Here is a 26062-nt window from a genome sequence, read left to right as displayed (position 1 = left end):
CGAGGAGCTGTTGTCCACATGTCCGCTGCTCACCCCTCGGGCCCCGCCCCGTCCTCCCGCGCGCCCCGCCGTGGCCTGCGCGGCCGTCCCGCCGTCCGCTCCGCCGTCGCCGCCACCGGGGTGCTGGCCCTCGCCGCCGGGCTCAGCGCCTGCGGCGGCACCGGCTCCGCCTCCTCCGGCGACCGCACCGTCACCGTCTACAGCGCCGACGGCCTCAAGGGCACCAAGGGCGACGGCTGGTACGACCGGCAGTTCAAGGCCTTCGAGAAGAAGACCGGCATCAAGGTCGAGTACGTCGAGGGCGGTTCGGGCGAGATGGTGCAGCGCGCCGTCCGCGAGAAGAACAACACCCAGGCCGACGTGATGGTGACCCTCCCGCCCTTCATCCAGCAGGCGGAGAGCAAGGGCCTCCTCACGAAGTACGAGCCGAAGGGCTCCGAACACGTCCCCGAGGGCGAGAAGTCGGCGCGCGGCACCTGGACCGGGATCGTCAAGAACTACTTCGGGTTCATCCGCAACACCGAGGAACTCTCCGCCGACGAGGCCCCCGCCACCTGGGACGACCTGCTCGACCCCAAGTACCGGGGCAAGCTCCAGTACTCCACGCCCGGCGTCGCGGGCGACGGAACGGCGCTGCTGGTCAAGGCGATGCACGACTTCGGCGGCGAGAAGGAGGCCATGGAGTACCTGGGCAAGCTCCAGAAGAACAACGTCGGCCCGTCCTCCTCGACCAGCAAGCTCGCACCCAAGGTGGACAAGGGCGAACTCCTCGTCGCCAATGGCGATGTGCAGATGAACTACGCGCAGACGAAGTCCATGCCCAACGTCGGCATCTGGTTCCCCGCGAAGGACGAGAAGACCAAGCCGTCCACCTTCGCGCTGCCGTACGCGGCGGGCCTGGTCAAGGGTGCCCCCAACTCCGAGAACGGCAAGAAGCTGCTCGACTTCCTGCTGAGCGAGCAGGCACAGCAGGAGGTGTCCTCCGTCGGCGGCGGCTTCACCGTCCGCGAGGACGTGAAGGCCACCGACAAGGACGCGGCCGAACTGGACAAGCTCCTCGACGGGGTCGACATCTTCCGCCCCGACTGGGACGACGTCCAGCGCAACCTCAACGGGTACATCGACAGCTGGAAGGAGGCCACGGGCAGCTGAGCCCGCGGCACCCTCCCCGCGCGGCCGTCCCCGGCGGGCGGCCGCGCGGGTGTTCCGGCCTCGGGGACGCCCGGGCCTCGGTGTCCGGGCCGGTCAGGCCGTAGGCTGAAAGCCGCGGCGGGCCCTTCCGGCCCGCGAGCCGACCGTCCCGACACCACTCCCGGACCAGGCAGGAGCCGTCACCGTGGCAGAGCGCAAGCCGATCGAGTCGTGGCTCACCGACATGGACGGTGTGCTGATGCACGAGGGGGTCCCCGTCCCGGGGGCCGACGCCTTCCTCAAGCGGCTGAAGGAATCGGGCCGCCCCTTCCTCGTGCTGACCAACAACTCGATGTACACGCCGCGTGACCTGCACGCCCGGCTGGGCCGTATCGGCCTGGACGTCCCCGTCCAGAACATCTGGACGTCCGCGCTGGCCACCGCCCAGTTCCTGGACGACCAGCGCCCCGGCGGCACGGCGTACGTCATCGGCGAGGCCGGTCTGACGACCGCGCTGCACGACATCGGGTACGTCCTCTCCGACACCGAGCCCGACTACGTCGTCCTGGGCGAGACCCGCACCTACAGCTTCGAGGCGCTCACCAAGGCGATCCGGCTGATCAACGACGGCGCCCGCTTCATCGCCACCAACCCGGACGAGACGGGCCCCTCCACCGAGGGCGCGCTGCCCGCCACCGGCTCCGTCGCCGCCCTGATCACCAAGGCCACCGGCCAGGAGCCGTACTTCATCGGCAAGCCCAACCCGCTGATGATGCGCGCCGGGCTGAACGCCATCGGCGCGCACTCGGAGACCTCCGCGATGATCGGCGACCGGATGGACACCGACGTCCTCGCCGGAGTCGAGGCGGGCCTGGAGACCTTCCTCGTCCTGACGGGCCTGACCAGGCCGGAGGAGGTCGACCGCTACTCGTACCGCCCGACGACGGTCACCGACTCCATCGCCGACCTCGTCGACCGCGTCTGACGGCACCCGGCCGGAACGCCGACGGCCCCGCCCCGCACTCCGGTACGCCGGAGGGGGCCGGGGCCGTCGGCGTACTCACAGGAGGGCCGCCGCCTCCTCGGGCTCGCCCTCCGAGGCCGGCCCGTTCCGCGCCGCGTGGCGCAGCGCGAGGGCGCCGAAGACGGTGCCGAGTACCGCCCACAGCAGGGCGTGCCCGGCCAGGGACAGCACGCGGAAGTCCCACAGCAGCGCGGCCGGTACGGGCACCGGGTCCGGGTTCCCCGGCAGCAGGAACAGCGCGCCGAGGGTGACCAGGACGGCGGCAGCGGCGGCGAGTTGGCGGGCCGGGGCACCGTGCCCGACGGCGCCGACGCGACGGTGCAGCTGCCGGGCGAGCACCATCCCGAGGACGCCGATGACCAGCGCGGCCAGCCACAGCGACTGGCGCTGGGTGACCGTCCCGCTGTCGCCGACCCCGGGCGGGTTCGCCGGGTAGCGCAGCGCGGGCAGCAGCGACAGGGCGAGGAATCCGGCACCGGCCAGCGTCAGCGCGCGTTCCCACGGGCGCCGGGTGAGCGCGTCCGCGCGGTGCACGGCCAGGTGCGCCAGCGCGTAGAACACACCGACGGCGAGGCCGACGACGACGGCGGTGACGACGAGCCCGGCGTGCTGCGTGCCCCGGGAGAAGAGTTCCTCGGCGGCGGGGGCGTGCGCGTGCCCGCCGCCTTCCGAGCGCTTCTCCTCCAGCTCGATGGCACGGTCCATCAGCGGTTCGGCGAGCAGCAGCGCGAACAGCCCGGAGACGAGCCCGGCCACACCGCCGGCGAGGACGCCCCGGCCGAGAACGGGCAGCACGGGGTAGGGAGTTGTCGACTGGGACATGAGGTTCGGACGGCTCCTCGTCAGTGGCAGGGGGCGCCGAAGAGGTGCCGGCCGTCGTGGGAGAACTCGTGCAGGTAGTTGCCGGTCGCGGCGATGACGTTGCCGTTGTCCATGAACACGGCGTACAGCGCGACGAGCGCCACGATCGCGGCGGCGGCGAGGATCAGCCAGTCGCGGGCGCGCGCGGTCGCGGCCTCGGGGACGGCGGTCGTGTCCGCGGTGGGGAAAGACATCCGCTGTGCCTCCTCCTGGGGTTTCCACGCCCCATCGGTGGAGAAACGACGGGCCAGTTCCTGACTCCCGCACGGCGCGCCCGAACCCGGGCCCCGCGCGGACACAGTGGCGGGACCGTCCCGGAATCGCACCGGGTTCCTGCGCACCGTCGTCTCGCTATGCGTTTGTTGTGACGCCCGTACGGTTCCAGCCTGGCATGGCAGTGTCAACCAGTCGTCTCACGGGCCGGGCACACAGCGGGAGTCGAGCGTTCCGTCGGACGCGCGCGGGCCGGAGGCGGAAGCGCCCCCGGCCCGCGCGCGGCAGGCTCACAGCTCGACGTCGGAGCAGGCGTAGAACGCGTTCGAGGTGTCGGCGATGTTCCAGACGCCCAGGATCAGGTGCTTGCCGGACTTCCCGGCCGGAATCGTGCCCTTGGCCGACCAGTTGGCCGGCGGCTGCTTGTTGTCCATCGGGACGGTCAGGAACGGCTTCGGCTCCAGGTCGGCCCGGGTCAGCGGCTTGCTCGGGTCGTACCCGTCCTTGGTGATGAAGTACTGGAAGTCCGTCGTCGAGTGCCGCGCGGTGAGCGTCCACGAGAAGGTGTGCTCGGCCCCGGAGTTCAGCTTCGTACGGGGCCAGCCGCCGCCGCGCGGGTCGTCCAGCTGCTTGAAGCCCTCGTTGCCGCCCGCGCAGATCAGACCGTCCTTCGGCCCGGCCTGCGGGAAGCCCTTCGGGCCCTCGACGCTCTGCGGCTCGTGCTGGATGGCGCCGCAGTCCTTGACCTTGCCGTCGGCACAGAGCGCCTGACGGCTCGTGGGGTCGGTGCTGAAGCCGTGCCCCTGGGCCGGGCCGCCGGTCATCAGCATCGCGGCGCCGCCGAGCCCGAGACCGACGACGGCCGCGGTGATCTTCTTGCGCATGCTTGCTCTCCTGCTCGCTCGTGGGGGGATCGGGGAGTGTGCGCACGGGATGGAGCGGTGAAGCGGTGGGCGGTCTAGACCACAAGGGAATCTAGGCCCGCCGGTACGTCATGTCCAGACCAATGGAGCGCCGTTCCGCCCCTCCGTCCGGGCCGGGTTCCCGCGCGGCGAGGGCGCATTGCGGTACCCATGGGGACACATCACCTCGTAAGGATGCCGCCATGTCCCACCCCGCTCGCACTCCCCGCTCCACCTCGCTCTTCGTCTCCGAGCTCAGGGACGCCATCACCGCCCGCGCGTTCCTGCTCGTCGTCGCGGTCTTCTTCGTCCAACTCGGCTTCCTGCTCTCGTACATCGGCTCCTTCCACCATCCCGAGCCGCAGGGCGTCCCCGTCGCCGTCGTCGCCCCCGGGAAGGCCGCCGACCGGCTCGACGCGCTGCCCGGCGACCCGCTCTCGGTGACCCGCGTACCGGACGAGAAGGCCGGCCGCGAACGGCTGCTGGAACGCGACGCCGAGGCCGTCTACGTGATGAACCCGCGCGGCACCGAGGACCGGCTGCTCGTCGCCTCCGCCGCCGGGAGCTCCGTCACCCAGGCCGTGACGACGGTCTTCGAGAAGGCGGCGGCGGAACAGCGGCGCACCGTGACCACGGACGACGTGGTCCCCGCGCACGCCGAGGACCACGGCAGCCTCACCGCCTTCTACCTCGTCATCGGCTGGACCGTCGGCGGCTACCTCGCCGCCTCCATGCTCGGCGTCACCGCGGGCGCCAGGCCCGCCAACCTCCGCCGCGCGGTGATCCGGCTCGGAGCCATGGCGGTGTACGCCGTCTGCTCGGGCCTCGGCGGAGCCGTCATCGTCGACCCCGTACTCGACGCGCTGCCGGGGCACTTCGCGCAGCTGTGGGGAGTCGGGGCGCTGATCGTCTTCGGTACGGGCGCGGTGACGATCGCGCTGCAGACGCTGTTCGGGATCATCGGCATCGGGCTGGCGATCGTCGTCTTCGTCGTCCTCGGCAACCCCAGCGCGGGCGGTGCCTACCAGAGCAGCATGATCCCGCCGTTCTGGCGGGCGATCGGTGACTGGCTCACGCCCGGCGCGGGCACCACGGCCGTCCGGCACCTGGTCTACTTCCACAGCAACGCGCTGGCAGGACCGATGTGGGTGCTGGCCGTCTGGGCGGTGGCCGGCGTCGCCGTCGCGCTCGGGGGAGCCGCCCGGCGTCGTACTCCCGATCTCGCCCGCCTCTCGCACTGAGGCCGGCCGGGCGCTCCGCGGGAGGTGTGGCACGCACAACAAGCGGGCCCCTCGCCTGTGCGAGGGGCCCGCTTCACATGTACGCCGTCAGGGACTCGAACCCCGGACCCGCTGATTAAGAGTCAGCTGCTCTAACCAACTGAGCTAACGGCGCCTGCGGTGTTTGTCGGTCCGTTTCCCCGGCCCGACAACAGAAATACTACCCCCTTCCGAGGGGTGCTCATAACCAAGATCCGGTCCGCCCCGGCGGAGCCCCGGTTCACAGGGAGAGCGACAGCATCACGGGCCCGGCCTTGCGGCTCAGCGTCTCGGCCGCGCGCCGCAGCCGGTGCGCGTTCTCCACCGGGAGCGACAGCGCCAGGCAGCCGACCGAGGCCCCGGCCGTGACCGGGACGGCGGCGCAGACGGTGCCGACCGCGTACTCCTGGAGATCCAGCACCGGGACGGTGGGCGGCTGGTTCTCCAGTGCGTTCAGCAGCAGCCGTTCGTCGGTGATCGTCCGCGAGGTGAGGCGGGCGGCCTTGTGCCGGGCGAGGTGATCCTTGCGGCCGTTGTGGTCGAGCTGGCCGAGGAGGCACTTGCCGATGGCGGTGGCGTGTACCGCCGACCGGAAATCGACCCACTGGTTCACGGCCGGGGTCTCCGGGCCGTCCGCGTAGTCGGTGATCTCCAGCTCGCCGTCCTTGTAACGGCTGAGGTAGACGGCGGCGCCGACGCTGTCGCGCAGTTCGCCGAGGGTGTTCCGCAGCCGCTCGTGCAGCGCGCGGACGCGGTCCCCTCCGGAGCCGAGGAGGACCAGGGCCTCGCCGACCACGTAGGTGTGGTCGGCCAGCCGCTCGACGTACTCCTCGCGGGCCAGCATCAGCAGCAGATGCGCCAGGTGTCCGGGCGGCAGGCCCGTCTCACGTGCGAGGACGTCCTCGGAGACGCCGTCGTGGTGCCGGGCCACCGCCTCCAGCACGCGCAGCGCGTACTGCACAGAGTGGAACGGCGTGGTTGGCTCCCGCTTGAGCGCCACGGTGACCTCCCTGAAGGGTGCGACCGGCCTGGCCGTGGACCTCCGGCCCGGCCCTGGAGCCCGGCCGGCGCGGAGAGCGCACGACAGTGCTTCTCACGATAGTGGTCAAGAGGGCTGTGTGGTGGGGTCGTTGCACCTATCGGCATATGCCGTCGGCTGCCTGCCGGGTGGCTGATCCTCGACTGCCCGGAATGCACCCGGGTCACGCACCCCAACTGCCCGGAGCCCGGCCCCTTTTGGGGACGGGCTCCGGGCAGCGGTCATGCGGTCGCGGTCACAGCACCGCGCCCAGGAACTCGCGGGTGCGCTCGTGTTCGGGGTCGTTGAAGAGCTTCTCCGGGGCGCCGGACTCGATGACCTTGCCGCCGTCGAACATCAGCACGTCGTCCGAGATGTCCCGGGCGAAGCTCATCTCGTGGGTGACGCACAGCATGGTGATGTCCGTGGAGTGCGCGATGTCCCGCAGCACGTCCAGTACGCCCGCGACGAGTTCGGGGTCGAGGGCCGAGGTCACCTCGTCCAGCAGCAGCACCTGCGGGCGCATGGCCAGGGCCCGGGCGATGGCGACGCGCTGCTGCTGGCCGCCGGAGAGCATCGTCGGGTACTTGTCCATGTGCTCGGTGAGGCCGACGAGTTCGAGCAGTTCGCGGGCGCGCTGCTCCGCCTCGTCCTTGGACAGGCCGAGCACGTGCACCGGCGCCTCGGTGATGTTCCGCAGCACCTTCATGTTCGGGAAGAGGTTGAACTGCTGGAACACCATGCCGATGTCCTTGCGCACCTCGCGGATGTGCTTCTCGCCCGCCGGGACGAGCTTCCCGCCGCGCTCCTGGTGCGTCAGGCAGCGGCCGCCGACGCTGATGGTGCCCGCGTCCGGCTTCACCAGCGTCATCAGCAGCCGCAGGATCGTCGTCTTGCCGGAGCCGGACGGGCCTATCAACGTGACGTGCTTCCCGGAGCGGACGGAGAAGTCCAGGTCGTCCAGGACCGTGACGTCGCCGAAGCGCTTGGTGACGCCGTCGAAGCGGATCAGTTCGCTGCCGTCGGTCTTCGGATTGGGGGTCTCCTGGCTGGCGGAGTTCTCAACTGCGGACAAGACGACGCTCCAGGGATCGGATCAGGAGGGAAGCCGGGTAGGCGATGACGATGAAGGCGATACCGACCAGCGTGATCGACTCGGTGGGCTGGAAGGTCTGCGCGCCGAACTGGCGGGCCTCGCCGAGCATGTCGAGCACGCCGATCACGGCGATCATCGGCGAGTCCTTCAGCATCGCGATGACGTAGTTCCCCAGCGCGGGGATCACGCGCCGGACGGCCTGCGGCAGGATCACCGCGGTCCAGGTGCGCGTGCGCGGCAGGCTGAGCGCCGTGGCGGCCTCCCACTGCCCCTTCGGCACGCCCTCGATGCCCGCGCGGTACACCTCGGCGGTGTACGTCGAGTAGTGCAGGCCGAGCGCGAGGACGCCGGTGGTGAGCGGGGAGAGGGTCGGGCCCCACTCGGGCAGCACGTAGAACAGGAAGAACAGCTGCACCAGCAGCGGAGTGTTGCGCACGAACTCGGTGAGCGCCGTCACCGGCCAGCGGACGAACCGGGCCGTCGAGCGCTGCGCGAGCGCCCACACCAGACCCAGCGAGAACGCGATCAACGAGCCGAGCACCAGGGCCTGGAGGGTGACGAGCACGCCGTCCCAGAACCGTGGCATGAAGTCCTCGAGGGCCGACCAGTCCCAGTTCATCCGGCACCTCCGGGGGTCTGCGCGGCGGGCTGAGCCTGCTCACCGCGGCTGTCGGGCCGGCGGGTGAACAGCCCGCGCCGGGGCTCCCCCTGTCCGATCCCGGCCTTCGCCGACCGTTCGAGCACGCGCATGCCGCGGGTGATGACGAAGGCGAGGACGAAGTACATGAGCAGGATGATCGTGTAGATCTTGGAGCTCTCACCCGTGGCGTTGCGGATCAGCCCGCCCGCGAAGGTGATGTCCGCGACGCTGATGATGGAGACCAGCGCGGTGCCCTTCAGCAGCTCGATCAGCAGGTTGTTGAACGGCGGGATCATCTCCGGCCACGCCTGCGGCAGGATGATCCGGCGCATCCGCTGGGCCGGGGTGAAGCTCAGCGCGATCCCCGCCTCGCGCTGCGCCGTCGCCACCGACTGCACCGCGCCGCGCACGACTTCGGAGCCGTACGCGCCGTAGGACAGGCCCAGCGCCAGCACCGCCGCCCACATCGGGACCAGCTGCCAGCCGAAGGCGAGCGGCATCACGAAGAACATCCAGAACATCAGCACGAGCGCGGACGTGCCGCGGAAGACCTCGAAGTAGACGCCGGACAGGAAGCGCACGATCCACAGCCGCGAGGTACGCGCCAGCCCGATGGCGAAGGCCACCACGGCGCCGAGAGCCGCGCTGAGGACCAGCACCTGCAACGTCACCCAGATCCCCGGCAGCAGCCAGGTGTTCCACAGGCCCCAGGTCATGAGCAGAGCTCCTTGGCGGTGAGGTCGGTCATCTCCGTCCGCGTGAAGCCGAGCGGCTTCACGATCTCCAACAGTTCGCCGCTGCGCTTGAGTTGGTGCAGCTCGCGGTTGAACGCGTCGCGCAGCGTGGTCTCGTTGGGACGGAAGGCGAACCCGCCGGCGCCGATCTGCGGCTCGTCGCCGATCATCGGCTGGAAGGGCTTGTTGGACTCCACCAGCTTGCTCTTCGTCTGCTCCAGCACGGTACGGACGGTGACGCTGGTACCGGCGAAGGCGTCGGCCCGGCCCTGTTCCACGGCGAGCAGACCGGCGAGCTGGTCGGGCAGGACGGTGATGTCGGAGCGCTTGATGCCGTTCCCGATCGCGTAGTCGATCTCGGCGTACGCGGTGCCGCTCGCGAGTTTCGCGCCGGTCCGCACAATGTCCTGGTAGTCGTGCAGTTTCTTCGGATTCCCCTTCTTGACGATGAAGGCGTCGAGCATCTCGTAGGTGGGGTCCGAGAAAATGACCTTGTCGCAGCGTTCGGGCGTGATGTACATCCCGGCGGAGACGACGTCGAACTGCATGTTCGCCAGGCCCGGTATCAGAGAACCGAACTCCGTGGGAACGGGCTGGATTTTATCGATCCCGAGACGTTTGAACACGGCTTCGGCGATCTTCGGTGCCTCGCCGGTCAGTTCGCCGTCGCTGTCGATATATCCGAACGGCGGCTCGCCCGCGATTCCCACCCGCACGAATCCCTGCGCGCGCAGTCGCTCCAGAAGGTCTCCTCCTTTCTTCGTGTCCCCCGTCGAGACCCTGCTGCAGCCGGTCAGACCGAGAGTTCCCACGGCGCCGACGGCGGTGATCCCCGTCAGCAGGGAACGTCGTGTCAGACGTCTGCCCATCGCTGTGATGTTGTGCTCTTGTGGTGGAGCCATGGGCCGCGAGTACCCCGTTCTTATGAAGTTATGCGGATCGTTTCCGGCCTGCCACGCATTCGTTGTGGACTTGACCGCTGCGTCACCATTGACACGCAGTTGACCGACTGATGACCAACTACTCCTGAACGGAGGCCCGATGGCTGAGCGTTTCCTCGAAGTCTCGCTGGACAAGCGCGGCGTGCGCTGCACGGCGAAGCTCCTCGACGACCGTGCGCCCGTGACGTGCGCGGCGGTGTGGAACGCGCTGCCCCTGGGCGGCGACGTGTACCACGCAAAGTACGCCCGGAATGAGATCTACACTCTGATTCCGCCCTTTGCTCCGGAAGAGCCGCCGCTGGAGAACCCCACGATCACCCCGATTCCGGGCGACCTCTGCTACTTCACCTTCAGCGACACCCAGCTGAGCACGTCGAGTTACGGCTACGAGGCCGCGGCGGAGTCCCGGGGCGGCCAGGCCGCGCACGCCACCCGCAGGACGGTCGTCGACCTCGCGCTCTTCTACGAGCGCAACAACCTGCTCATCAACGGCGACGCCGGCTGGGTGCCCGGCATCGTCTGGGGCACGGTCGTCGAGGGACTCGACGAGATGGCCGAGGCCTGCCAGGACCTCTGGCGCGCCGGAGCCCTCGGCGAAAGCCTCAACTTCCGCCGCGCGTAAGGGCGTCACGCACGAGGGGGCGGCCCGCGCCGGGCCGCCCCCTCGTCTCAGTCCGGGCTCACAGCGCGGGCGGCGCCACGGAGGCGGGCAGCCCGTCCTGGTACAGCGCGTGCGCGGCCCGCAGCACGAGCGCGTCCGCGTGCCGCGCGCCGACCAACTGCACGCCGACCGGCAGCCCTTCGCCGTCCGTGCCGCAGGGTACGCTCGCCGCCGGCTGCTGCGTCATGTTGAACGGGTAGGTGAACGGCGTCCAGCCCGTCCACCGGGTGTGCGCCGAACCCTCGGGCACCTCCCGGCCGATGCCGAAGGCCGTGCCCGGCATGGACGGGGTGACCAGCAGGTCGTACGTCTCGTGGAAGACCCCCATCGCCCGGCCCAGCGCCATCCGCACGTCCACCGCGGCCAGGTAGTCCAACGCGCTGTAGGACGCGCCCTGTTCGACGACCTCGCGCAGACCCGGGTCCATCTCCGCCCGCTGCTCGGGCGTGAACGCCTCGGTGACGCGGGCCGCGCCGCTGAACCACAGGGTGTGGAACGCCTCCACCGGGTCCTCGAAGCCCGGGTCCCGCTCCTCCACCCGCGCGCCCAGCTCCGCCAGCCGGTCCACGGCCCGCCGCACCGAGGCCGCCACCTCCGGGTCGACGTCCACCCGGCCGCCCAGATCCGGCGAGTACGCGATCCGCAGGCCCCGCACCCCGCCCTCCAGCCGCTCGCGGAACGAGCCCGCCGGGGCGGCCAGTTGGGACCAGTCGCGCGGGTCGGGCCCGCTGATGACGTCCATCGCGAGCGCCGCGTCCGCCGCGTCCCGCGTCATCGGCCCGACGTGCGCCAGCGTCCCGTACGCGCTCGCCGGGTAGATCGGCACCCGCCCGTAGGTCGGCTTCAGCGCGAAGACCCCGCAGAAGGAGCCCGGGATGCGCACCGAGCCGCCGCCGTCCGTGCCCAGCGCCAGCGGCCCCGCGCCCAGTGCCACCGCGGCCGCGCCGCCCCCGCTGGACCCGCCGGCGGTGCGGGACGGGTCGTACGGGTTGCCCGTCGCGCCGTGCCGGGGGCTGTCGGTGACGCCCTTCCAGCCGAACTCCGGGGTGGTGGTCTTGCCCAGGAAGACCGCGCCCTGCTCGCGCAGCCGCGCCACCGAGGGCGCGTCCTCCTCCCACGGGCCCTCCTCGCCCACCGACCAGGAGCCCTTGTACGAGGGGCCGCCGCGCTGGAGCAGGATGTCCTTCACCGTCACCGGGACCCCGTCGACCAGCCCGGCGGGCTCGCCCCGGCGCCAGCGTTCCTCGGCGGCGCGGGCCCGCGCGAGCGCGTCCCGGTGGTCGATCCGGACGAAGGCGTTCACCCGTGGCTGGACGGCCTCGGCGCGGTCCAGCATGGCGGTGGTGGCGTCGACGGGGGAGAAGTCCCCCGCGGCGTATCCGGCGACGAGCTGAGCGGCAGTCATGGTGGTGAGATCCGACATCACGAAACCTCCCGGAGGGCGGGGGCCGGCCCATCACCGGCCCGGACTGTGGGCCCGCGCCACGCCCTGGCGTGGGCCCTCGGAGAAGCGAACTCCCGCTCCGCGCACGGGGACACGGCCCGGCGGCCGCGTCCCCGCCGTCAGGTGGTCGGTACGTACCCGAGCCGTTTGTCGACCACGTTCAGCAGCGGCTCGCCGGACGTCCAGCGGTCGAAGTTGTCGAGGAACTGCTCGGCGAGGTCGTCGCGCCAGCCGATGGTGTCGCCGCTCATGTGCGGGGAGATCAGCAGCCCGGGCACGTCCCACAGCGGGTGGCTCTCGCCCAGCGGCTCCTCGGCGAAGACGTCCAGCGCGGCGCCCGCGATCCGCCGCTGGGAGAGCGCCTCCACCAGGTCGCCCTCGACGACGTGCTGGCCGCGGCCGACGTTGATGAAGCGGGCCGTGGGCTTCATCCGCGCGAACGCCGCCGCGTCGAAGAGCCCGCGGGTGGACTCCGTCAGCGGGGCCACGCACACCACCCAGTCCGCCTCGCCGAGCAGCGCGTCCAGCGCGCCCGCCGCGTGGACCAGCCCGAATTCCGGATCGCCGCCGCGTTCCCTGCGGCCGACGAGGTCGACTTCGACACCCAGTGCCAGCAGAGTGCGGCCAATTGCCCTGCCGATGGGGCCCGAACCGACGACCACGGCACGGGTGCCGCCGACCCGAATTGTCTCCCGGTGCCGCCACTGCCTCTGCTTCTGCAATTCCCACGTTCCGGGGAAATCCTTGGCCATGGCCAGTACGGTTCCGGCCACGTATTCGGCAATGGGCTGGTCGAAGACTCCCCGGGCATTCGTGAGGACCGTTTCGGCGGCCCGGGGACCCTCGGAGAGTTCCGGGAGCAACCGGTCCACGCCCGCGCTCGGGGTGTGCACCCAGGACGGCCTCGGCCCCGGCCCCGGCCACGCCTCGCGTACGGCGTCGGAGAGGAAATCCCAGACCAGCAGGGCGTCGGCGGAGGGGAGGAGACCGGCGAGATCCTTCTCGTCCGTGTGCACGACCTCGGCCCGTCCGGCGAGCCGGCCGAGATCCGGCAACGGGTCGTCGTCGAGGACCAGGACGGTCGGACGGGCGGGCGGTTCACGGCGTTCTGTCATCGGCGGGAAACCGTTTCGAAACGAGGGGCGGCCTGGTGTGCGGACGGCGCGAACCCCGGCGGAGATGCGAGGATTGACCACGGTAGGGAGAGCGAACTACCGTCGTCAACAAAGGCATCTGTCCCGGCGTTCCGGCTTTTGACCGGCTTTCCTTTTCTCTCGGCCCTTCGGCCTTCCGGCCACAGGCCACCCCTCCGTTCTCTTGGGGCTCGAAATGGATGTCTCCTTCCTCGGCGGACCACAACCGCAGCGTGGTGTAGGAATCGTCGCTCCGTTCGACTTCGCGCTGGATCGCGAGCTGTGGCGTTGGGTGCCGGACGACGTGTCCCTGCACCTCACGCGAACCCCTTTTGTTCCCGTCGAGGTCAGCCTCGACCAGGCCCGGCTGGTCAGTGAGCACGAGACACTGCGTTCGGCCGTGCAGGCCCTCTCCGCCGTCGAGCCCGAAGTCCTCGCGTACGCCTGCACATCGGGCAGCTTCGTCGGCGGGACGCGCGGCGAGCGAGCGATGAGCGCGGCCATGGAACAGGCGTCCGAGACGCCGTCGCTCACGACGTCGGGAGCCCTGCTGGACGCGCTGCGCGAGATCGACGCGCGGCGCGTCGCCGTCATCACCCCCTACACCAAGTCCGTGACGGACTCGCTGGAGGACTTCCTCGGCGAGGCCGGGGTCGCGGTCACCGGCCGCGCGTACCTCGGGCTCACCCGGCACATCTGGAAGGTGCCGTACCGGGACGTGGTCGAGATGGCGCGGGAGGCCGTCGGGGACGCGCCCGACGCGCTGTTCATCAGCTGCACCAACCTCCCCACCTACGACGTCATCCCGCAGCTGGAGGCCGAGCTGCGGATGCCCGTCCTCTCCGCGAACCAGGTCACGATGTGGGCCGCGCTGCGCCGCGTCGGCAAGGAAGCCGTCGGCGCGTACCAGGCGCTGCTCGACCCGGCGGCCCGGCGCGGCCCCGCCGGGATGGCGCCCGCGCCGCCCGCCGAACCCCCCGGTCCCGCCGCGGCGAACGTGCCCCCGGCCGCCGACCCGGTGGAGCAGGAGGCGGCGCTCGCGGGCGCCGGCGCCGAGGGCGGCGAGCCGCTCGACGGCTTCGACCCGCCGTACCCGCCGGCCGGCGGCGACGAGTGGGGCGGCCCGCAGCCGCCCCGGTGACCGGCCGGATTCCCGGACGCGGCGGGCGCCTCGCCCGCCGCGTCGCAGCAGCACCAGCACTCGGCACGACGCGTCAGGAGGCGTAGATGGCACAGGCGGCAGGGCGGCCGGAGCAGGCGGTGGGGTTCCTCTACCCCGGCTATTCGGCCGAGGACGACTATCCGCGCCTGGAGCGGATGCTGGCGGAGGCGGGCGCCGGGGTCCGGCTGCCGCTGGTGCACACCGACATCGGGGAGGACGCCCACCGGGTGGACGCCCTGCTGGAGATGGGCTCCACGGCGCGGCTGGCCGCCCGGGTGGACGAGGTGAAGCGGCAGGACGTCCAGGCCGTCGTGTGGGCCTGCACCTCGGCCAGCTTCGTCTTCGGCTGGGAGGGCGCGCACGAGCAGGTGCGCGAGCTGTCGGCGACGGCGGGGCTCCCGGCCTCCAGCACCTCCTTCGCCTTCGCGCACGCCGTCCGCGCGCTCGGCGCCGAGCGGGTGGCCGTCGCCGCGACGTACCCGGACGACGTGGCCGAGCTCTTCGCCGCGTTCCTCAAGGCGGCCGGCGCCGAGGTCGTCTCGCACCGGGGGAGCGGCATCATCACCGCCGCCGAGGTGGGCACTTGGGGCCTGGACGAGGTGCTCGCCATGGCCACCGCGGGGGACCACCCGCAGGCGCAGGCGGTGCTGCTGCCGGACACCGCGCTGCACAGCGCGGCCTGGATTCCGCGGATCGAGGAGTCGCTGGGCAAGCCGGTGCTCACGGCGAACCAGGTCACCGCCTGGGAGGGCCTGCGCCTGCTGGACCGCACGGTCCGCTGCCCCCGCCTGGGCACGCTCTTCGCGGCCTGACGGCCCGCCCGCCGAGGGGCCCCGGACGCACCCCGCGTCCGGGGCCCCTCGCGCGTCAGGCGTCCTGCGGGTACCAGCGCAGCTCGACGGTGTTGCCGTCCGGGTCCCGGACGTACAGCGACTGGGCCTCGCCGCGGGCGCCGAAGCGGGTGCCCGGGCCGTCGAGGACGGTGAACTCGCCCGAGTCGACGACCTCTTGCCAGTCGAGCGGGGCGACGGTCAGGCAGATGTGGTCGACGTTCCCGCCCTGAGGCGCCCCGCCGGGCGCGCGGACGAGGTCGATGATCGTCGTGGCGCTGACCCGGACGGACGGGAAGGGGACCTCGCCCGCCCGCCATTCCGCCAGCCGTACCGGCGCGAGGCCGAGCCTGTCCCGGTAGAACGCGAGCGAGCGCTCGACGTCGGAGACGTTGAGGACGAGGTGGTCGAACCCGGTGACACGCATGCTTCCTCCACAGCCGTGATGCCCTTGGCACGCCGGCGGCACCGCGCCGGCCGACCCGTAGATGGTGCCCGTGGCGCGAAGCACACGCCGCACGGGGAAGACCGGGACCCGGCGCGCGGTTGTCGTCCCCGGAAGCAACGGACGCAGCAGACGCATCAGGGGAGAGGCAGGGCCACGGTGGGCGACGACGCACAGGGCACGAGCACCGGAGCGGCAGACGGCGGGCACGGCACGCACCGCGGCCCGGCCGGAGAGCGGCACGACCCCGTCCGCGGACGCGCGAAGGGCACCGCACCGGCCGCGCTGTCCGTCCTGGACCTGGTGAACGTCGGCGTCGGGCAGAGCGCGCGGGACGCGCTGCGCGCCTCCGTCGAGATGGCGCGGACGGCCGAACGGCGCGGCTTCACCCGCCACTGGGTCGCCGAGCACCACTCCATGCCGGGCGTCGCGAGCTCCTCGCCCGCGGTGATCCTCTCCCACCTGGCCGCCCACACCGACCGCATCCGGCTCGGCTCCGGCGGCGTGATGCTGCCCAACCACGCGCCGCTCGTCGTCGCCGAACAGTTCGGGACGCTGGAGGCGCTCGCGCCCGGCCGGATCGACCTCGGCCTGGGCCGCGCCCCCGGCACCGACGGCGCCACCGCCGCCGCGCTGCGCCGCACCGACCGGCTGAGGGAGGGCGCCGACGAGTTCCCGCAGCAGCTCGCCGAGTTGATCCGGTTCCTCGACGACTCGTTCCCCGACGGCCACCGCTACGCGCGCATCCACGCCGTGCCAGGACCGGTCCAGGGCGGGGACACCGGCCGGCCCTCGGTCTGGCTGCTCGGCTCCTCCGGCTTCAGCGCCCAGCTGGCCGGCAGCCTCGGCCTGCCGTTCTCCTTCGCGCACCACTTCTCCTCGGCCAACACGCTGCCCGCGCTCGACCTGTACCGGGAGCACTTCCGCCCGTCGGCCGTCCTCGACGAGCCGTACGCGGCGATCGGGGTGGCCGCGCTGGCGGCGGAGGACGAGAAGGAGGCGCGGCGTCAGACGCTCACCGGCGCCCTGTCGATGCTGCGGCTGCGCACCGGACGGGCCGGTCTGATGCCGACGCCGGAGGAGGCGGAGGCGTACGAGTTCAGCGCCGCCGAGCGGGAGTTCGTGGACAGCTGGTCGGGCAACGTCGTGCACGGCACCCCCGACGCCGTGCGCGAGGGGCTGGACGCGCTGACCCGGCGCACCGGGGCCGACGAGCTGATGATCACGGCGAACGTGCACGCGCCCGAGGCCCGCGTCCGCTCCGTCTCCCTGATCGCGGACGCGTACGGCATGCCGCACGAGGACTGAGCCGGCCGGGCGCCGGACGGGGCGCGGACGGCTGCGCGGGCCGGGGCCTCGCTCAGGGGGCCTCGGGCCCGGGCGGCGCGGGGTGTTCCGGCGGTGCGGGCTGGACGGCGAGCAGGGCGGAGACGCGGCGGGCCGCCATCGGCTTCGCGTAGTGCCAGCCCTGTCCGGTGTCGCAGCCGATCCGGCGCAGCCGTTCGGCCTGCGCGGGGCCCTCGACGCACTCGGCGGTGACGGTCAGCCCCAGCTGGTGCGCGAGCTGGACGAGGGCCGTCACGATCGTCTCGTCCGCCGGGTTCTGGTGCCGTGCGGCGCGGAACCCGCGGACGAACATGCCGTCCAGCTTCAGCACCCGCACCGGAAGCCTGCTCAGGTAGGCGAGGTTGGAGTAGCCGGTGCCGAAGTCGTCGATGGCGATGCGTACGCCCATCCCGCTCAGCGCCTGCAGGGCCTGGAGCGGCCGGCCCGCCGAGCCCATCACCGCCGACTCGGTCAGCTCCAGCTGGAGCCGGTCGGCGGGCAGCCCCGTCTCCTCCAGGACCCGCGCGACGTCCGCGACCAGATCCGCGTCCCACACCTGCCGCACGGCGACGTTGACGCTGACGAACAGCGGCACGTCCGGCCGCTCCCGCATCCAGCGCCTGGCCTGGCGGCAGGACTCCTCCAGCACCCAGCGGCCCAGCGGCACGATCGCGCCGTTCTCCTCGGCGAGCCCGACGAACCGGTTCGGCGGCAGCACCCCGAACTGCGGGTGCTGCCAGCGCACCAGGGCCTCGACGCCGCGCAGCCCGTCGTCGTCGAAGCCGACGATCGGCTGGTACTCCAGCAGGAACTCGCCCCGCTCGACGGCGCCGCGCAGCGCGCTGGAGAGCGCCTGACGGGTCATCCGGTGCGCGTTGCGCTCGGGGTCGAAGAGCGTCCACCGGGCGCGGCCGTCGGCCTTCGCCCAGTACAGCGTGGTGTCGGCGGCCTGCATCAGCTCCGTCGGCGTCGTGCCCTCGGCCTCGCGCTCGACGACGCCGACGCTCGCGGAGACGGCCATCCGCTGTCCGGCCAGCTCGAAGGGCGGCTGGAGCGCCAGGGTCACCGCCTGCGCGAGGCCGGAGAGCTGTTCCGTGCCGGTCGAGTTCTCCACCAGGATCACGAACTCGTCGCCGCCGAGCCGCGCCACCAGATGCCCCTGGCCGCCGCCGTCGCCGCTGTGCTCGTGGTCCTGCGAGCAGAGCCGCAGCCGCTGCGCGACCGCGTTGAGCAGCTCGTCGCCGACCCGGTGCCCGTGGGTGTCGTTGACCGCCTTGAAGCCGTCCAGGTCCAGGTAGCAGACGCCGATCCGGCCGGTCGCCGTCTCGGCCAGCGCCGTGGCGAGCCGTTCGAAGAACAGCGTGCGGTTGGGCAGCTTCGTCACCGGGTCGTGCATCTCCAGGTGCCGCAGGCGCTCCTGGAGGTCGCGGTGCTCGCTGATGTCGGTGACGGCGAGCAGCGCCTCGCCCTCCCGTTCGGTGGGGGTGACGGTCACCTCGGCCCAGAGGGTGTGCCCGTCGGTGTGCTTCAGGCGCCGGGTGCAGGTCATCCGGCCGCCGCGGCCGAGCAGCGTCTCGTGGTACCGGCGGCGCATCGGGTCATCGCCGCCGAGGCCCGTCAGGTCGGAGACGGTGGCCGAGGTGAGGGACTCGGGGCTGGTGCCGAGCAGCGTGCCGAGCGCCCGGTTCGCGGTGACCACGCGGCCGTCGCGGTCGACGATGGCCATGGCGAGCTGGGCCGCGCCGAACGCGGCCCGGAAGTCGCTCTGCGTGATCCGGGAGCCGCGGTCCCGGCGGCGTTGCCTGCTGCCGTTCCGCGGCGGTTCACGGTTACTTTCCGTTGTGTCCTGCGGTGCTGTTCGGGGTGTGTCGCCGGCGTTGTTGCCCGGTCCTTCGAGGGGTCCGTTCACCAATCGCTCCCGCGGGGGATTCGACTCGTACGGATCGGCCGGCCCCCGTCGGGGAGGAACGCCGTGCGGCGTCAGGAGGCGGATCCGCGCTGGAAATGTGCCGATCATAGAGGTTCGTGCGATCGCGGAGCCAGTGCCTTGGATGCGGGAAACGGCCATTGATGTCCGTGGGGCAAACGGGTCGGCCCACGGCTGAACATTTCTGCCCGGGCGGCGCCACAAGCTGATCGAAAGCCACGGAGAGTAGTGGAGTTAGTCGTACCGCGTGTGACTCACCCGGCCTACCGGAACAGGACTTCACGGGACATTGGCGACAGCGTGGGGGTCGTCCCTGCTTCCTGAAACGGTGAGGTCGAGACGTGGCGCGATCGCACATACCCGGGGGAGTGCACTGGGGGCGCGGCTGGCGCCGGACGGCGACGCTCGGGACCGCGCTCACCGCGTTCACGGGTATGGCCCTCGTCGCGGGCCCGGCCTCCGCCGCCACCGGAACCGTCCCCTGCGCGCTCCCGCGCACCGAGGCGCACCACTCGCTCGGCACCGACACCTGGAACGCCGACTACCCCCGCCCCGAGGGCTCGCTCGACGCCGCGATGATCTTCCTCGCGTTCCCCGACGCCCGCCCCTCCGTGCGCCCCCGGCAGCTCGCCGCCGACCACTTCCCGGCCACCTCCGACTTCTTCGACCGCGCCTCCTACGGCCGCTTCACCCTGCGCCCGCACACCTTCGGCCACTGGATCCGGATGCCCGCCGCCTCCACCTCGTACGGCATCCACCGGGACTGGGAGCCCGAGCTGCGCGGCAGGTACCTGCGGGACGCGGTCGCCGCCGCCGACCCGTACGTCGACTTCAGCCGGTACGACGTGATCTACCTCGTCGCCGACCCGGACGCGCGCGGCGTCAACTCGGACGCGACCAAGGTCGTCAATCTCGACGAACCGCTGGAGGCCGACGGCTCCGCCATCAAGCGGCTGGTCACCGTCTTCGAGCAGAGCCCGCCCGACCGGCACGTCCTCGCCCACGAGACCGGCCACGTCTTCGACCTCCCCGACCTCTACCACCGGCCCGACGGCGACGGTGCCGGTACGGGGACCGGCGACTGGGACACCTACGTCGGCGACTGGGACCTCATGGGCAGCCAGTTCGGCCTCGCGCCCGAACCCTTCGCCTGGCACAAGTGGAAGCTCGGCTGGCTCGGCCGCCCCCACGTCGACTGCGTCGCCGAGGCCGAGGGCAGCAGCACCCACACCCTGTACTCCCTCGACCGCACCCCGCTCGGCACCGGGGGCGAGGACAAGCGGCTCGCCGTCGTCCGCACCGGCGCCCGCGAGGCCCTCGCCGTCGAGGTGCGCGGCACCCGGAGCGCCGAGAGCGGGATGTGCCACGGCGGGGTGCTCCTGTACTGGGTGCGCAGCGACCGGGCGTCCACGCGCGGGCCGATCGAGGTCGTCGACGGCCACCCCGGCACCCGGAGCTGCGCCGACGGCTCCGTCTACCCGGCGCTCGCGGACGCCCCGCTCGGCGAGGGCGAGAGCTTCGCGACGGAACGCGGCGGGGGCGTACGGGTGGAGGTCACCGGCCGGGGCCAGGACGGCGGCTGGGACGTACGGATCACGCGGGGCCCGCTGGGGGAGGCCCGCGACTAGCGGCCCCGGGAACGACGAAAGCCCCTCGCTCTCACGAGGGGCTTTCGCCTGTCTGTACGCCGTCAGGGACTCGAACCCCGGACCCGCTGATTAAGAGTCAGCTGCTCTAACCAACTGAGCTAACGGCGCCTGCTGACGTCGTAGACATTAGCACCACCACCCGCCGGGATAAAAATCGATAGTCCTCCCGGCCCGGAGTCGTGACCCACGCCACGACCTGCGCCGACGGCCGGCACCCGCCGCGCGGCCCCGTCCCGGGCCTCCGGCGGGCGGTCCTCGCGGGAGAGCTCGGCGCGCAGGCACGCGCGCAGCAGCGCCTCGGCGCCGGGCAGCCACGGGTGCCGGACGTCCGGGGCGACCAGCCAGCGCGAGCCGGAGGCGGGGCCCGGGTCCTCGGGCGGGAGCGGCGACGGCACCGTCACCGCGTCCCCCCGGCCGTGGCAGAGCAGCGAGGCCAGGCCGGAAGCGGAACCGGGGGTGGCCGGTCCGGGGCGCGGGGTGCGCCACTCCTCCCAGTCGAGCAGCGCGGGCAGCCGGTGGGCCGTGCCCGGCTCGGCGAACAGCAGCATCCGGCCGCGGTGCGTGGCGACGGGGCCGCTGCCCGGGCCCGCCGACCACAGCCGGTCCAGCAGGCGGCGGCCGAACACCGGCGCGACGCTCACCACGTCGAAGGCCCGGCCGCAGGGCAGCACGCCGGGCGCGCCCGGGCGCAGCCGCCACAGGGCGTGGACGCTGCGGGGGAAGACGCTCGCGGAGGCGAGCCAGTCGGCACCGGCCGGGGTGACGCGCGCCGGCTCGGCCGCCGCGCCGCCGCGCCCGGCGGCCGTACGGGGACGGTCCGCCGTCCGGCCGGCGAGGTCGTGGACGTCCGGGTGCGCTCGGGAGGGACGCTCCCGGTCAACAGTGCTCATGGCACAGAGTTATCGGCCGCTGCGGGGCCGTTCGCCCGGAACGGCGGAAACCGGGACAAGCGGATCCGGCATCGGGTACCGTCCGCGCGTCCGGGCCGTGCACGGACGGGAGTTACTCCGCCGCGCCCTTGTCGGCGAGGAGTTCGCGGCCGAACTCGATCATCTTGCGCGCGTAGTCCTCGGTCCACTCCCCGCGCTCCGCGATCGCCGCCTCGGAGAGCCGGTCGAAGCGCTTCGGGTCGGCGAGCTGCGCGGCGGCCACCGCCTGGAACTCCATGGCGCGGTCGGCCGCCGAGCGGAAGGCGAGCGTCAGATCCGTCGCGCGGCCCAGCAGCTCCTTCGGGTCCTCGATCGACTCCAGGTCGAAGAAGTGTTCCGCGTCGGCCTCCGCCTCGGGCGGCTCGAAGAGCAGCGAGGCGGGACGGCGGAAGTGCTGCGCGCGCGGGGTGCCGCCGCGCGCGTCCTGAGCCGGTTCCGGCTCGGGCATGGGGACCTCCTCTGGTCACCGGTACGTCGTTCGGTCACGGACGGGCGTCCGTGGCCGTGGGGCTCGGGCCGCGTGGTGCCGCGCCTTCCATTGTCCTCCCCGGCGCGGGGGTCAGCGGCCCGGTTCGGTGCGCACGGTGTGCGCCGAGAGGTGGGACAGGACCGCCTGGTTGGCCTCCCAGCCGTCCGGGAACGCGACGGGCACGCCCAGCGCCAGCGGCTCCGTCGACGGGTGGTCGTCCAGCAGCTGGGGAACTCCCGCGCGGCAGACGACGACGCAGGCGTGCCGGTGCCGTGAGGTGAGCACGCACAGGCGGCCCGTCTCCAGGTGGAACGCCGTCGCGTCGGGGCGTCCGGAGAGCGGGTGGAGCACCACCGTGACGTCGAACTCCCGTCCCTGGAGCCGGTTCGCGGTGTCCACGGTGACCTCCGCCAGACCCTCGGGGGCGTCCTCGCCTTCGCACGCGGCCAGGGCGGCGCGGACGGCGGCCGCCTGGTCCCGGTGCGCGGTGCCGACGGCGACGCGGTCGGCGCCCAGCGGCGCAGGGACGTCGGAACGCTCGCTGGTGGACGCGCCGTTGCGGGCGAGCAGGCGGCGGACGACGTCGGCCACCGCGGCGACGGCCTCCGGGTCGGTGCGCGGGGTGCGCCGGGCCGGGAGCTCCAGCAGACCCCAGCCGGTACGGGCCGCCTCGTCGATCACGGCGTCGGTGGCCGAACCGTCCGCCGGCGTCGCGAAGGAGAGCGCGCGGTCGCCGGGTCCGGTGCCGCTGCGGAACGGGGTGTACGGGTAGAAGGCGTCCGAGACCAGGGGCGCGGCCGAGGCGGGCAGCCGCCAGGAGACCGGCAGCCGGTGCTGCGGCAGGTGCGGGTTGTGGGAGAGCAGGGTGGCCACGGCGCTGGCCGAGGGGTCGTACGTCAGCCCGGCCCACTGTTCGGCGCCGACCTGGCTGAACGGGTCGAGCTGCCCCGGGTCGCCCACGAACAGCGCCCGCTCGAACAGCCCGGCCACGGCGAGGAGCGCGTCGGACCGCATCTGGTACGCCTCGTCCACGATCGCGTGCGGCCAGGGCGAATCGACCGACACCCAGGCCCACTTGGCGGCGGTGGAGACGACCACCGGGAGCTGGAGCAGATCCGCCGGCTTGGCCGAGGTGACGACGGAGGCATGGCTGTCGAGCACCGGGTCGTACGGCCGCGCGTCGCTGCTGTGCAGGCGGCCGACGGGCAGTTCGGGGTCGGCGGTGGCGAGACGGTCGACGAGGTCGTCCACCTGCGCGTTCGTCTGCGCGATGATCATCAACGGGTGTCCGGCGGCGGCGAGTTCGCGGGCCGCGCGGACGACGAGCGTGGACTTGCCCGCGCCCGGGGGCGAGTCGACGACCACGCCGCGGTGGGTGCCGTGCAGGGTGTCGTGCAGGATCGCCGTCGTCGCGCGGCCGGCGGCCTCGCCCGGGGCCGGGGGCTCCGGGTCCGTGGCGTCCGTGGGGGCGGGGGCTGTCCGCGTCACCGGGTGTCCTTCCTCGTGCTGCGGTGGGTGCCGGGGCTCACAGCAGGTCCTCGGCGGTGACCGGGTCGGGCGCCAAGGCGCCCTGTCCTGCGGCCGGTTCGGGCGGCGGGCCGCCGTGCGTCCAGGGGGTGTCCTCGGGCTCGGGGAGCCCCGGGCCGCCGCGCGGCGCGTGCTCGAACAGCGTCCAGCACACCCGCTCGCCCGGCACCGGAACCGTGCCCGGGGCGGGCTCCTTGGCCCGGCCCATGCCGTTCACCAGGCGCAGCGTGAACAGCCCGGCCCCCGGGCTCGCCACGAACTCGGCGCTCTGCTGCGTCCCTTCGCCCGGCACCCCCAGCGCGCGGTGCACCTTCTCGCCCTCGGCCAGCAGCGGGCTGTCCTCGGTGCGGAGCGTGACCAGCGGGCGCGGCATCGGCCGCCGGCCCTCCGACCACGCCTCCTCCACGGACTCGACCACGCCCTCGAACGCCTCGCCCGTCAGCCGCCGGGCCGCCATCACCAGCGGATCGTCCAGCGCCTCCTCGGCCTCCAGCCTGGCCTGCGCCTGCTCGCGGGTGGCGAGCTTGTTCGCCGCCGTGACGGCGTCGTCCCGGCGGGGCTGCGGCGGCTCGCCCGCGCGGACCTTGTCCCGGTGGCCGGTGTACGACCAGCGGTCGCGCTTCCAGCGGCCCTCGACGCGCGGCCCCTCGGGCAGCGCACGCAGCAGGTCGACGCCCCGCCACATCGCGTCCCAGGTCGGCCGCAACTGCCCGGCGACCAGCTCCCGCACCTCGTCCTCGGCGCCCGGCACCCGCGCGTCGTACCGGGCGATCGCGGGCGCCAGCAGCCGGTTGTCGAAGGCCGGGTCCGTGGCGGGCCCGGCGGGCGGGAGCAGCAGCTGGCCGGAGGCGTCGCGGGCCGTCTCGGCGCGGAGCGCTGCCGCGGCGCCGTCGCCGTCCTCCGGCGGGTCCGTCCAGGCGAGCAGGGCGCCCAGGTGCTGGTCCTCCAGGCCGCTCTGGCCGGTGGCCCAGTGGCGGGACAGCAGCTCCGTCATCGACAGCAGCAGCGAGGCGCCCGGCACCCGGGCCCGCTCGCCGTAGTGCGTGAGCCAGCGGCCGAGCAGCGGTACGTACGGCGGCGCGGGGTGCGCGGCCTCCGGGTCGTCCTCCGCCGTGCGCCGGAAGCGCATCGAACGCCCCAGCAGGCGGACGAAGTCGACGCCCGGCGCGTTCGGCACCAGCAGCTGCGGCGCGTTCCGGCACAGCTCCACCTCGACCGGGACCTTCTTGCCCGTCTCCGGGTCCGTCTCCTTGCGCTGCTCGAACTCGACGTCGTCCGCGGCGGATGCGAAGTGCGGCAGCAGGACGTCGGCGAGCCGGGCCAGGAAGGCGAAGCGCAGGTCACGGTCGCGCGGCTGGGGCACCACCAGCAGCTCGGGCGCGTCACGGTCGCACCCGGCCAGGGCGCCCAGCGGCGCGCCCGTCTCACCGGCCGTGGTCAACGGGACGAGGACGAGCGGGTGTTCGGCCAGCCGGCGGTGCCGGACCGTGGCCAGCGGCTGGGCGCGGCCCGCGGCCACGGCCTCCATGCGGGCCAGCGCGGACATCAGCGACACGGGGCGTCCTCCTCGGTCTTCTCTCCTCCGGCGGCCGCGCCCGCCAGGGCCTCGGCGCGCAGCCGCGCCGCGCGGCGCAGGGCCGCGACGGCCGGGTCCGGGTGCGCGGCCTCGCCCTGGCCCGGGGCCGCCGCCTCCAGGACCTGGCCGACGGTGCGCAGCCCGCCCAACTCGCCCCGCACCGAACGCCCCAGGGACTCGACGGCGCCCTCGGCGCGCGCCCCGGAGCGGCAGTGGAACGCCAGCTCGCACCCGGCCAGGCACTCCGGCGCGTACGCGGCGGGCACCGTGTCCACCGCGGCCCGCAGTTCCTCGGGCGGGCGCGCGGGGTCGAAGGAGATCCCGTCCGGGAGGGCGGCCGCGATGTCCTCGACGCGGGTGAGCCGGTCGAGCTGGCGGCGGGTGGCGGCCCGGGGCTTGCGCAGGTCGACGTGGTCGGCCGTGGGCACGTTGGAGAAGTCCTTCGGGCAGACCAGGAGCGCCTGCTCGCGGACCCGGAGGCGCAGCCCGGAGCGCTCCAACGCCAGGGCGTACACGGCGGCTTGGCGGGCCGCGGCGCCGACCTTCGCCGGGTCGGCCGCGCCGTCCAGGATCGGGAAGGACTTGATCTCGACGACCGTCAGACTGCCGTCCGGGTGCACGGCGAGCGCGTCCGGCTCCAGGTACGCCGTCGTCCCGGCGACGTCCAGGGCCAGCATCGGGTGGTCCAGCAGCGCCCAGCCGCCGGCCGACTCCTCCAGCGCGAGCCTGGTGCGCTCCGTGCGGCCGGCCGGGCCGTCGGCCGTGAGCTCCGGAACCCTCACCTCCGAGGGCTCGGGGCAGGGCTCCCCCGTACGCGCGCACAGCAGCGCCATCAGCCCGGCGCTGCCGTCTCCCTTGACCTTCGCCTCGAAGGCGTTGCCCCGTACCAGCGCGAACTGCGACTGGCCGAAGGAAGCGGGCGCCCCCATGGCCTCGGCGACGGCGCCCTTGTCGACCCCGGCGCCGTCCAGCAGGGCGCGGCGGTGGCAGCCCGGATTGGCGGCGAGCGCGGCCAGGGCGCGGGCGTCCAGCGGGCGGGGCGGGACGGAGGGGCCGCCGCGCAGCTCGGCGAGCCGCCGCCGCAGCCCGGGGGCGCGGGGCGCCGGGACCGGCTGTGCCGTGGTGGCCGCTGTGCCGCTGTCGGGGTCGGGGGAGGGGTTCATCG

Annotated in this window: 25 protein-coding genes, 2 tRNA genes and 1 riboswitch; of the genes, 8 read left to right on the top strand and 19 right to left on the bottom strand. The window is 73.0% G+C overall.

The window, feature by feature from the left end:
- Positions 1 to 18 precede the first annotated feature (18 nt).
- Together HCC30_RS04395 and HCC30_RS04390 are read left to right on the top strand one after the other, a co-directional pair.
- Positions 19 to 1152: a 2-aminoethylphosphonate ABC transporter substrate-binding protein gene (locus tag HCC30_RS04395; RefSeq protein ID WP_169440665.1), complete on the top strand. Its 1134-nt coding sequence runs from the start codon at positions 19 to 21 to the stop codon at positions 1150 to 1152.
- A gap of 184 nt (positions 1153 to 1336) precedes the next feature.
- The gene (locus HCC30_RS04390) at positions 1337 to 2116 is read left to right on the top strand and encodes an HAD-IIA family hydrolase (protein WP_169440664.1); all 780 of its coding nucleotides are present in this window, start codon (positions 1337 to 1339) and stop codon (positions 2114 to 2116) included.
- Between the two features lie 75 nt (positions 2117 to 2191).
- Here HCC30_RS04390 and HCC30_RS04385 read toward each other — a convergent pair whose 3' ends face one another.
- From HCC30_RS04385 to HCC30_RS04375, 3 genes are all read right to left on the bottom strand, one after another.
- Positions 2192 to 2977, bottom strand: coding sequence for a CbtA family protein (locus tag HCC30_RS04385; RefSeq protein WP_169440663.1), 786 nt, complete (start codon positions 2975 to 2977; stop codon positions 2192 to 2194).
- A 20-nt stretch (positions 2978 to 2997) separates the two neighbouring features.
- Positions 2998 to 3210 (bottom strand): CbtB-domain containing protein, encoded by a 213-nt coding sequence (locus HCC30_RS04380; RefSeq protein ID WP_169440662.1) that lies wholly within the window; start codon positions 3208 to 3210, stop codon positions 2998 to 3000.
- A gap of 33 nt (positions 3211 to 3243) precedes the next feature.
- Positions 3244 to 3406: riboswitch (cobalamin riboswitch) on the bottom strand.
- Between the two features lie 113 nt (positions 3407 to 3519).
- Positions 3520 to 4113 carry a lytic polysaccharide monooxygenase auxiliary activity family 9 protein gene (locus HCC30_RS04375; RefSeq protein WP_169440661.1) on the bottom strand — a complete coding sequence of 198 codons (594 nt, stop codon included), beginning with the start codon at positions 4111 to 4113 and terminating at the stop codon, positions 3520 to 3522.
- Between the two features lie 221 nt (positions 4114 to 4334).
- Here HCC30_RS04375 and HCC30_RS04370 point away from each other — a divergent pair, with 221 nt between their 5' ends.
- The gene (locus HCC30_RS04370) at positions 4335 to 5372 is read left to right on the top strand and encodes a DUF3533 domain-containing protein (RefSeq protein WP_169440660.1); all 1038 of its coding nucleotides are present in this window, start codon (positions 4335 to 4337) and stop codon (positions 5370 to 5372) included.
- Positions 5373 to 5452: 80 nt separating this feature from the next.
- On the opposite strand, the gene HCC30_RS04365 is transcribed toward HCC30_RS04370, so the two are convergent.
- The 6 genes from HCC30_RS04365 to ehuB all read right to left on the bottom strand — a co-directional run bounded on the left by HCC30_RS04365 (position 5453) and on the right by ehuB (position 9780).
- Positions 5453 to 5526, bottom strand: a tRNA-Lys gene (locus tag HCC30_RS04365).
- 105 nt (positions 5527 to 5631) lie between these two features.
- On the bottom strand, positions 5632 to 6390 hold the full coding sequence (locus HCC30_RS04360) for an IclR family transcriptional regulator C-terminal domain-containing protein (protein ID WP_169440659.1): 759 nt from the start codon (positions 6388 to 6390) through the stop codon (positions 5632 to 5634).
- Positions 6391 to 6664: 274 nt separating this feature from the next.
- Positions 6665 to 7483, bottom strand: a complete 819-nt coding sequence (gene ehuA / locus HCC30_RS04355) for an ectoine/hydroxyectoine ABC transporter ATP-binding protein EhuA (protein WP_169440658.1) — start codon at positions 7481 to 7483, stop codon at positions 6665 to 6667.
- Positions 7470 to 8123 (bottom strand): ectoine/hydroxyectoine ABC transporter permease subunit EhuD, encoded by a 654-nt coding sequence (gene ehuD, locus HCC30_RS04350; protein ID WP_169440657.1) that lies wholly within the window; start codon positions 8121 to 8123, stop codon positions 7470 to 7472. The genes ehuA and ehuD overlap by 14 nt, the downstream gene beginning before the upstream one ends.
- Complete coding sequence (ehuC, locus tag HCC30_RS04345; protein ID WP_169440656.1) at positions 8120 to 8860, bottom strand: ectoine/hydroxyectoine ABC transporter permease subunit EhuC; 741 nt, start codon at positions 8858 to 8860, stop codon at positions 8120 to 8122. The genes ehuD and ehuC overlap by 4 nt, the downstream gene beginning before the upstream one ends.
- Entirely contained in the window at positions 8857 to 9780 is a 924-nt protein-coding gene (ehuB, locus tag HCC30_RS04340; protein ID WP_169440655.1) for an ectoine/hydroxyectoine ABC transporter substrate-binding protein EhuB, read from the bottom strand. Before ehuB ends, ehuC begins: the two co-directional genes overlap by 4 nt.
- A 139-nt stretch (positions 9781 to 9919) precedes the next feature.
- On the opposite strand from ehuB, the gene HCC30_RS04335 reads away from it, so the two are divergent.
- Positions 9920 to 10441: a DUF3830 family protein gene (locus HCC30_RS04335; RefSeq protein WP_169440654.1), complete on the top strand. Its 522-nt coding sequence runs from the start codon at positions 9920 to 9922 to the stop codon at positions 10439 to 10441.
- Between the two features lie 58 nt (positions 10442 to 10499).
- On the opposite strand, the gene HCC30_RS04330 is transcribed toward HCC30_RS04335, so the two are convergent.
- Entirely contained in the window at positions 10500 to 11903 is a 1404-nt protein-coding gene (locus HCC30_RS04330; protein ID WP_169440653.1) for an amidase, read from the bottom strand.
- A gap of 140 nt (positions 11904 to 12043) precedes the next feature.
- On the bottom strand, positions 12044 to 13039 hold the full coding sequence (locus HCC30_RS04325) for a D-2-hydroxyacid dehydrogenase (protein WP_169440652.1): 996 nt from the start codon (positions 13037 to 13039) through the stop codon (positions 12044 to 12046).
- Positions 13040 to 13253: 214 nt separating this feature from the next.
- Here HCC30_RS04325 and HCC30_RS04320 point away from each other — a divergent pair, with 214 nt between their 5' ends.
- Positions 13254 to 14198: a decarboxylase gene (locus HCC30_RS04320; protein ID WP_169440651.1), complete on the top strand. Its 945-nt coding sequence runs from the start codon at positions 13254 to 13256 to the stop codon at positions 14196 to 14198.
- Positions 14199 to 14284: 86 nt separating this feature from the next.
- Entirely contained in the window at positions 14285 to 15031 is a 747-nt protein-coding gene (locus HCC30_RS04315; RefSeq protein WP_169440650.1) for an aspartate/glutamate racemase family protein, read from the top strand.
- A 55-nt stretch (positions 15032 to 15086) separates the two neighbouring features.
- Here the strand turns inward: HCC30_RS04315 and HCC30_RS04310 are convergent, their stop codons facing one another.
- Entirely contained in the window at positions 15087 to 15476 is a 390-nt protein-coding gene (locus HCC30_RS04310) for a VOC family protein (protein WP_169440649.1), read from the bottom strand.
- Between the two features lie 303 nt (positions 15477 to 15779).
- Between HCC30_RS04310 and HCC30_RS04305 the strand changes: the two genes are divergently transcribed.
- Positions 15780 to 16802 (top strand): LLM class flavin-dependent oxidoreductase, encoded by a 1023-nt coding sequence (locus HCC30_RS04305; RefSeq protein WP_206323411.1) that lies wholly within the window; start codon positions 15780 to 15782, stop codon positions 16800 to 16802.
- A gap of 52 nt (positions 16803 to 16854) precedes the next feature.
- Here the strand turns inward: HCC30_RS04305 and HCC30_RS04300 are convergent, their stop codons facing one another.
- Entirely contained in the window at positions 16855 to 18594 is a 1740-nt protein-coding gene (locus tag HCC30_RS04300; RefSeq protein WP_346776518.1) for an EAL domain-containing protein, read from the bottom strand.
- Positions 18595 to 19181: 587 nt separating this feature from the next.
- Here HCC30_RS04300 and HCC30_RS04295 point away from each other — a divergent pair.
- Positions 19182 to 20375, top strand: coding sequence for a M6 family metalloprotease domain-containing protein (locus HCC30_RS04295; RefSeq protein WP_169441384.1), 1194 nt, complete (start codon positions 19182 to 19184; stop codon positions 20373 to 20375).
- A 55-nt stretch (positions 20376 to 20430) separates the two neighbouring features.
- On the opposite strand, the gene HCC30_RS04290 is transcribed toward HCC30_RS04295, so the two are convergent.
- The 6 genes from HCC30_RS04290 to HCC30_RS04265 all read right to left on the bottom strand — a co-directional run bounded on the left by HCC30_RS04290 (position 20431) and on the right by HCC30_RS04265 (position 26060).
- Positions 20431 to 20504 (bottom strand) — tRNA-Lys (locus HCC30_RS04290).
- Positions 20495 to 21286: a bifunctional DNA primase/polymerase gene (locus HCC30_RS28190; protein WP_206323368.1), complete on the bottom strand. Its 792-nt coding sequence runs from the start codon at positions 21284 to 21286 to the stop codon at positions 20495 to 20497. Before HCC30_RS28190 ends, HCC30_RS04290 begins: the two co-directional genes overlap by 10 nt.
- A 112-nt stretch (positions 21287 to 21398) precedes the next feature.
- Entirely contained in the window at positions 21399 to 21773 is a 375-nt protein-coding gene (locus HCC30_RS04280) for a hypothetical protein (protein WP_169440646.1), read from the bottom strand.
- 111 nt (positions 21774 to 21884) lie between these two features.
- Positions 21885 to 23195, bottom strand: coding sequence for an AAA domain-containing protein (locus HCC30_RS04275; RefSeq protein ID WP_346776517.1), 1311 nt, complete (start codon positions 23193 to 23195; stop codon positions 21885 to 21887).
- 124 nt (positions 23196 to 23319) lie between these two features.
- Positions 23320 to 24876, bottom strand: a complete 1557-nt coding sequence (locus HCC30_RS04270) for a hypothetical protein (protein ID WP_169440644.1) — start codon at positions 24874 to 24876, stop codon at positions 23320 to 23322.
- Positions 24867 to 26060 carry a hypothetical protein gene (locus HCC30_RS04265; RefSeq protein WP_169440643.1) on the bottom strand — a complete coding sequence of 398 codons (1194 nt, stop codon included), beginning with the start codon at positions 26058 to 26060 and terminating at the stop codon, positions 24867 to 24869. Before HCC30_RS04265 ends, HCC30_RS04270 begins: the two co-directional genes overlap by 10 nt.
- Between the last annotated feature and the right edge of the window lie 2 nt (positions 26061 to 26062).

Origin of the sequence: Streptomyces sp. HNM0574, from assembly GCF_012726235.1 — a bacterium.
Lineage (GTDB): Bacteria > Actinomycetota > Actinomycetes > Streptomycetales > Streptomycetaceae > Streptomyces.
Note: the sequence above shows the minus strand (reverse complement) of the source record. Positions and strands in the feature narration are given on the sequence as shown.

Coding starts and splice junctions, on each gene's coding strand:
- HCC30_RS04395 (WP_169440665.1), top strand. CDS start 19: ATGTCCGCTGCTCACCCCTCGGGCCCCGCCCCGTCCTCCCGCGCGCCC.
- HCC30_RS04385 (WP_169440663.1), bottom strand. CDS start 2,977: ATGTCCCAGTCGACAACTCCCTACCCCGTGCTGCCCGTTCTCGGCCGG.
- HCC30_RS04380 (WP_169440662.1), bottom strand. CDS start 3,210: ATGTCTTTCCCCACCGCGGACACGACCGCCGTCCCCGAGGCCGCGACC.
- HCC30_RS04375 (WP_169440661.1), bottom strand. CDS start 4,113: ATGCGCAAGAAGATCACCGCGGCCGTCGTCGGTCTCGGGCTCGGCGGC.
- HCC30_RS04370 (WP_169440660.1), top strand. CDS start 4,335: ATGTCCCACCCCGCTCGCACTCCCCGCTCCACCTCGCTCTTCGTCTCC.
- ehuD (WP_169440657.1), bottom strand. CDS start 8,123: ATGAACTGGGACTGGTCGGCCCTCGAGGACTTCATGCCACGGTTCTGG.
- ehuC (WP_169440656.1), bottom strand. CDS start 8,860: ATGACCTGGGGCCTGTGGAACACCTGGCTGCTGCCGGGGATCTGGGTG.
- ehuB (WP_169440655.1), bottom strand. CDS start 9,780: ATGGCTCCACCACAAGAGCACAACATCACAGCGATGGGCAGACGTCTG.
- HCC30_RS04335 (WP_169440654.1), top strand. CDS start 9,920: ATGGCTGAGCGTTTCCTCGAAGTCTCGCTGGACAAGCGCGGCGTGCGC.
- HCC30_RS04330 (WP_169440653.1), bottom strand. CDS start 11,903: ATGTCGGATCTCACCACCATGACTGCCGCTCAGCTCGTCGCCGGATAC.
- HCC30_RS04325 (WP_169440652.1), bottom strand. CDS start 13,039: ATGACAGAACGCCGTGAACCGCCCGCCCGTCCGACCGTCCTGGTCCTC.
- HCC30_RS04320 (WP_169440651.1), top strand. CDS start 13,254: ATGGATGTCTCCTTCCTCGGCGGACCACAACCGCAGCGTGGTGTAGGA.
- HCC30_RS04315 (WP_169440650.1), top strand. CDS start 14,285: ATGGCACAGGCGGCAGGGCGGCCGGAGCAGGCGGTGGGGTTCCTCTAC.
- HCC30_RS04310 (WP_169440649.1), bottom strand. CDS start 15,476: ATGCGTGTCACCGGGTTCGACCACCTCGTCCTCAACGTCTCCGACGTC.
- HCC30_RS04295 (WP_169441384.1), top strand. CDS start 19,182: ATGGCCCTCGTCGCGGGCCCGGCCTCCGCCGCCACCGGAACCGTCCCC.
- HCC30_RS28190 (WP_206323368.1), bottom strand. CDS start 21,286: ATGAGCACTGTTGACCGGGAGCGTCCCTCCCGAGCGCACCCGGACGTC.
- HCC30_RS04280 (WP_169440646.1), bottom strand. CDS start 21,773: ATGCCCGAGCCGGAACCGGCTCAGGACGCGCGCGGCGGCACCCCGCGC.
- HCC30_RS04265 (WP_169440643.1), bottom strand. CDS start 26,060: ATGAACCCCTCCCCCGACCCCGACAGCGGCACAGCGGCCACCACGGCA.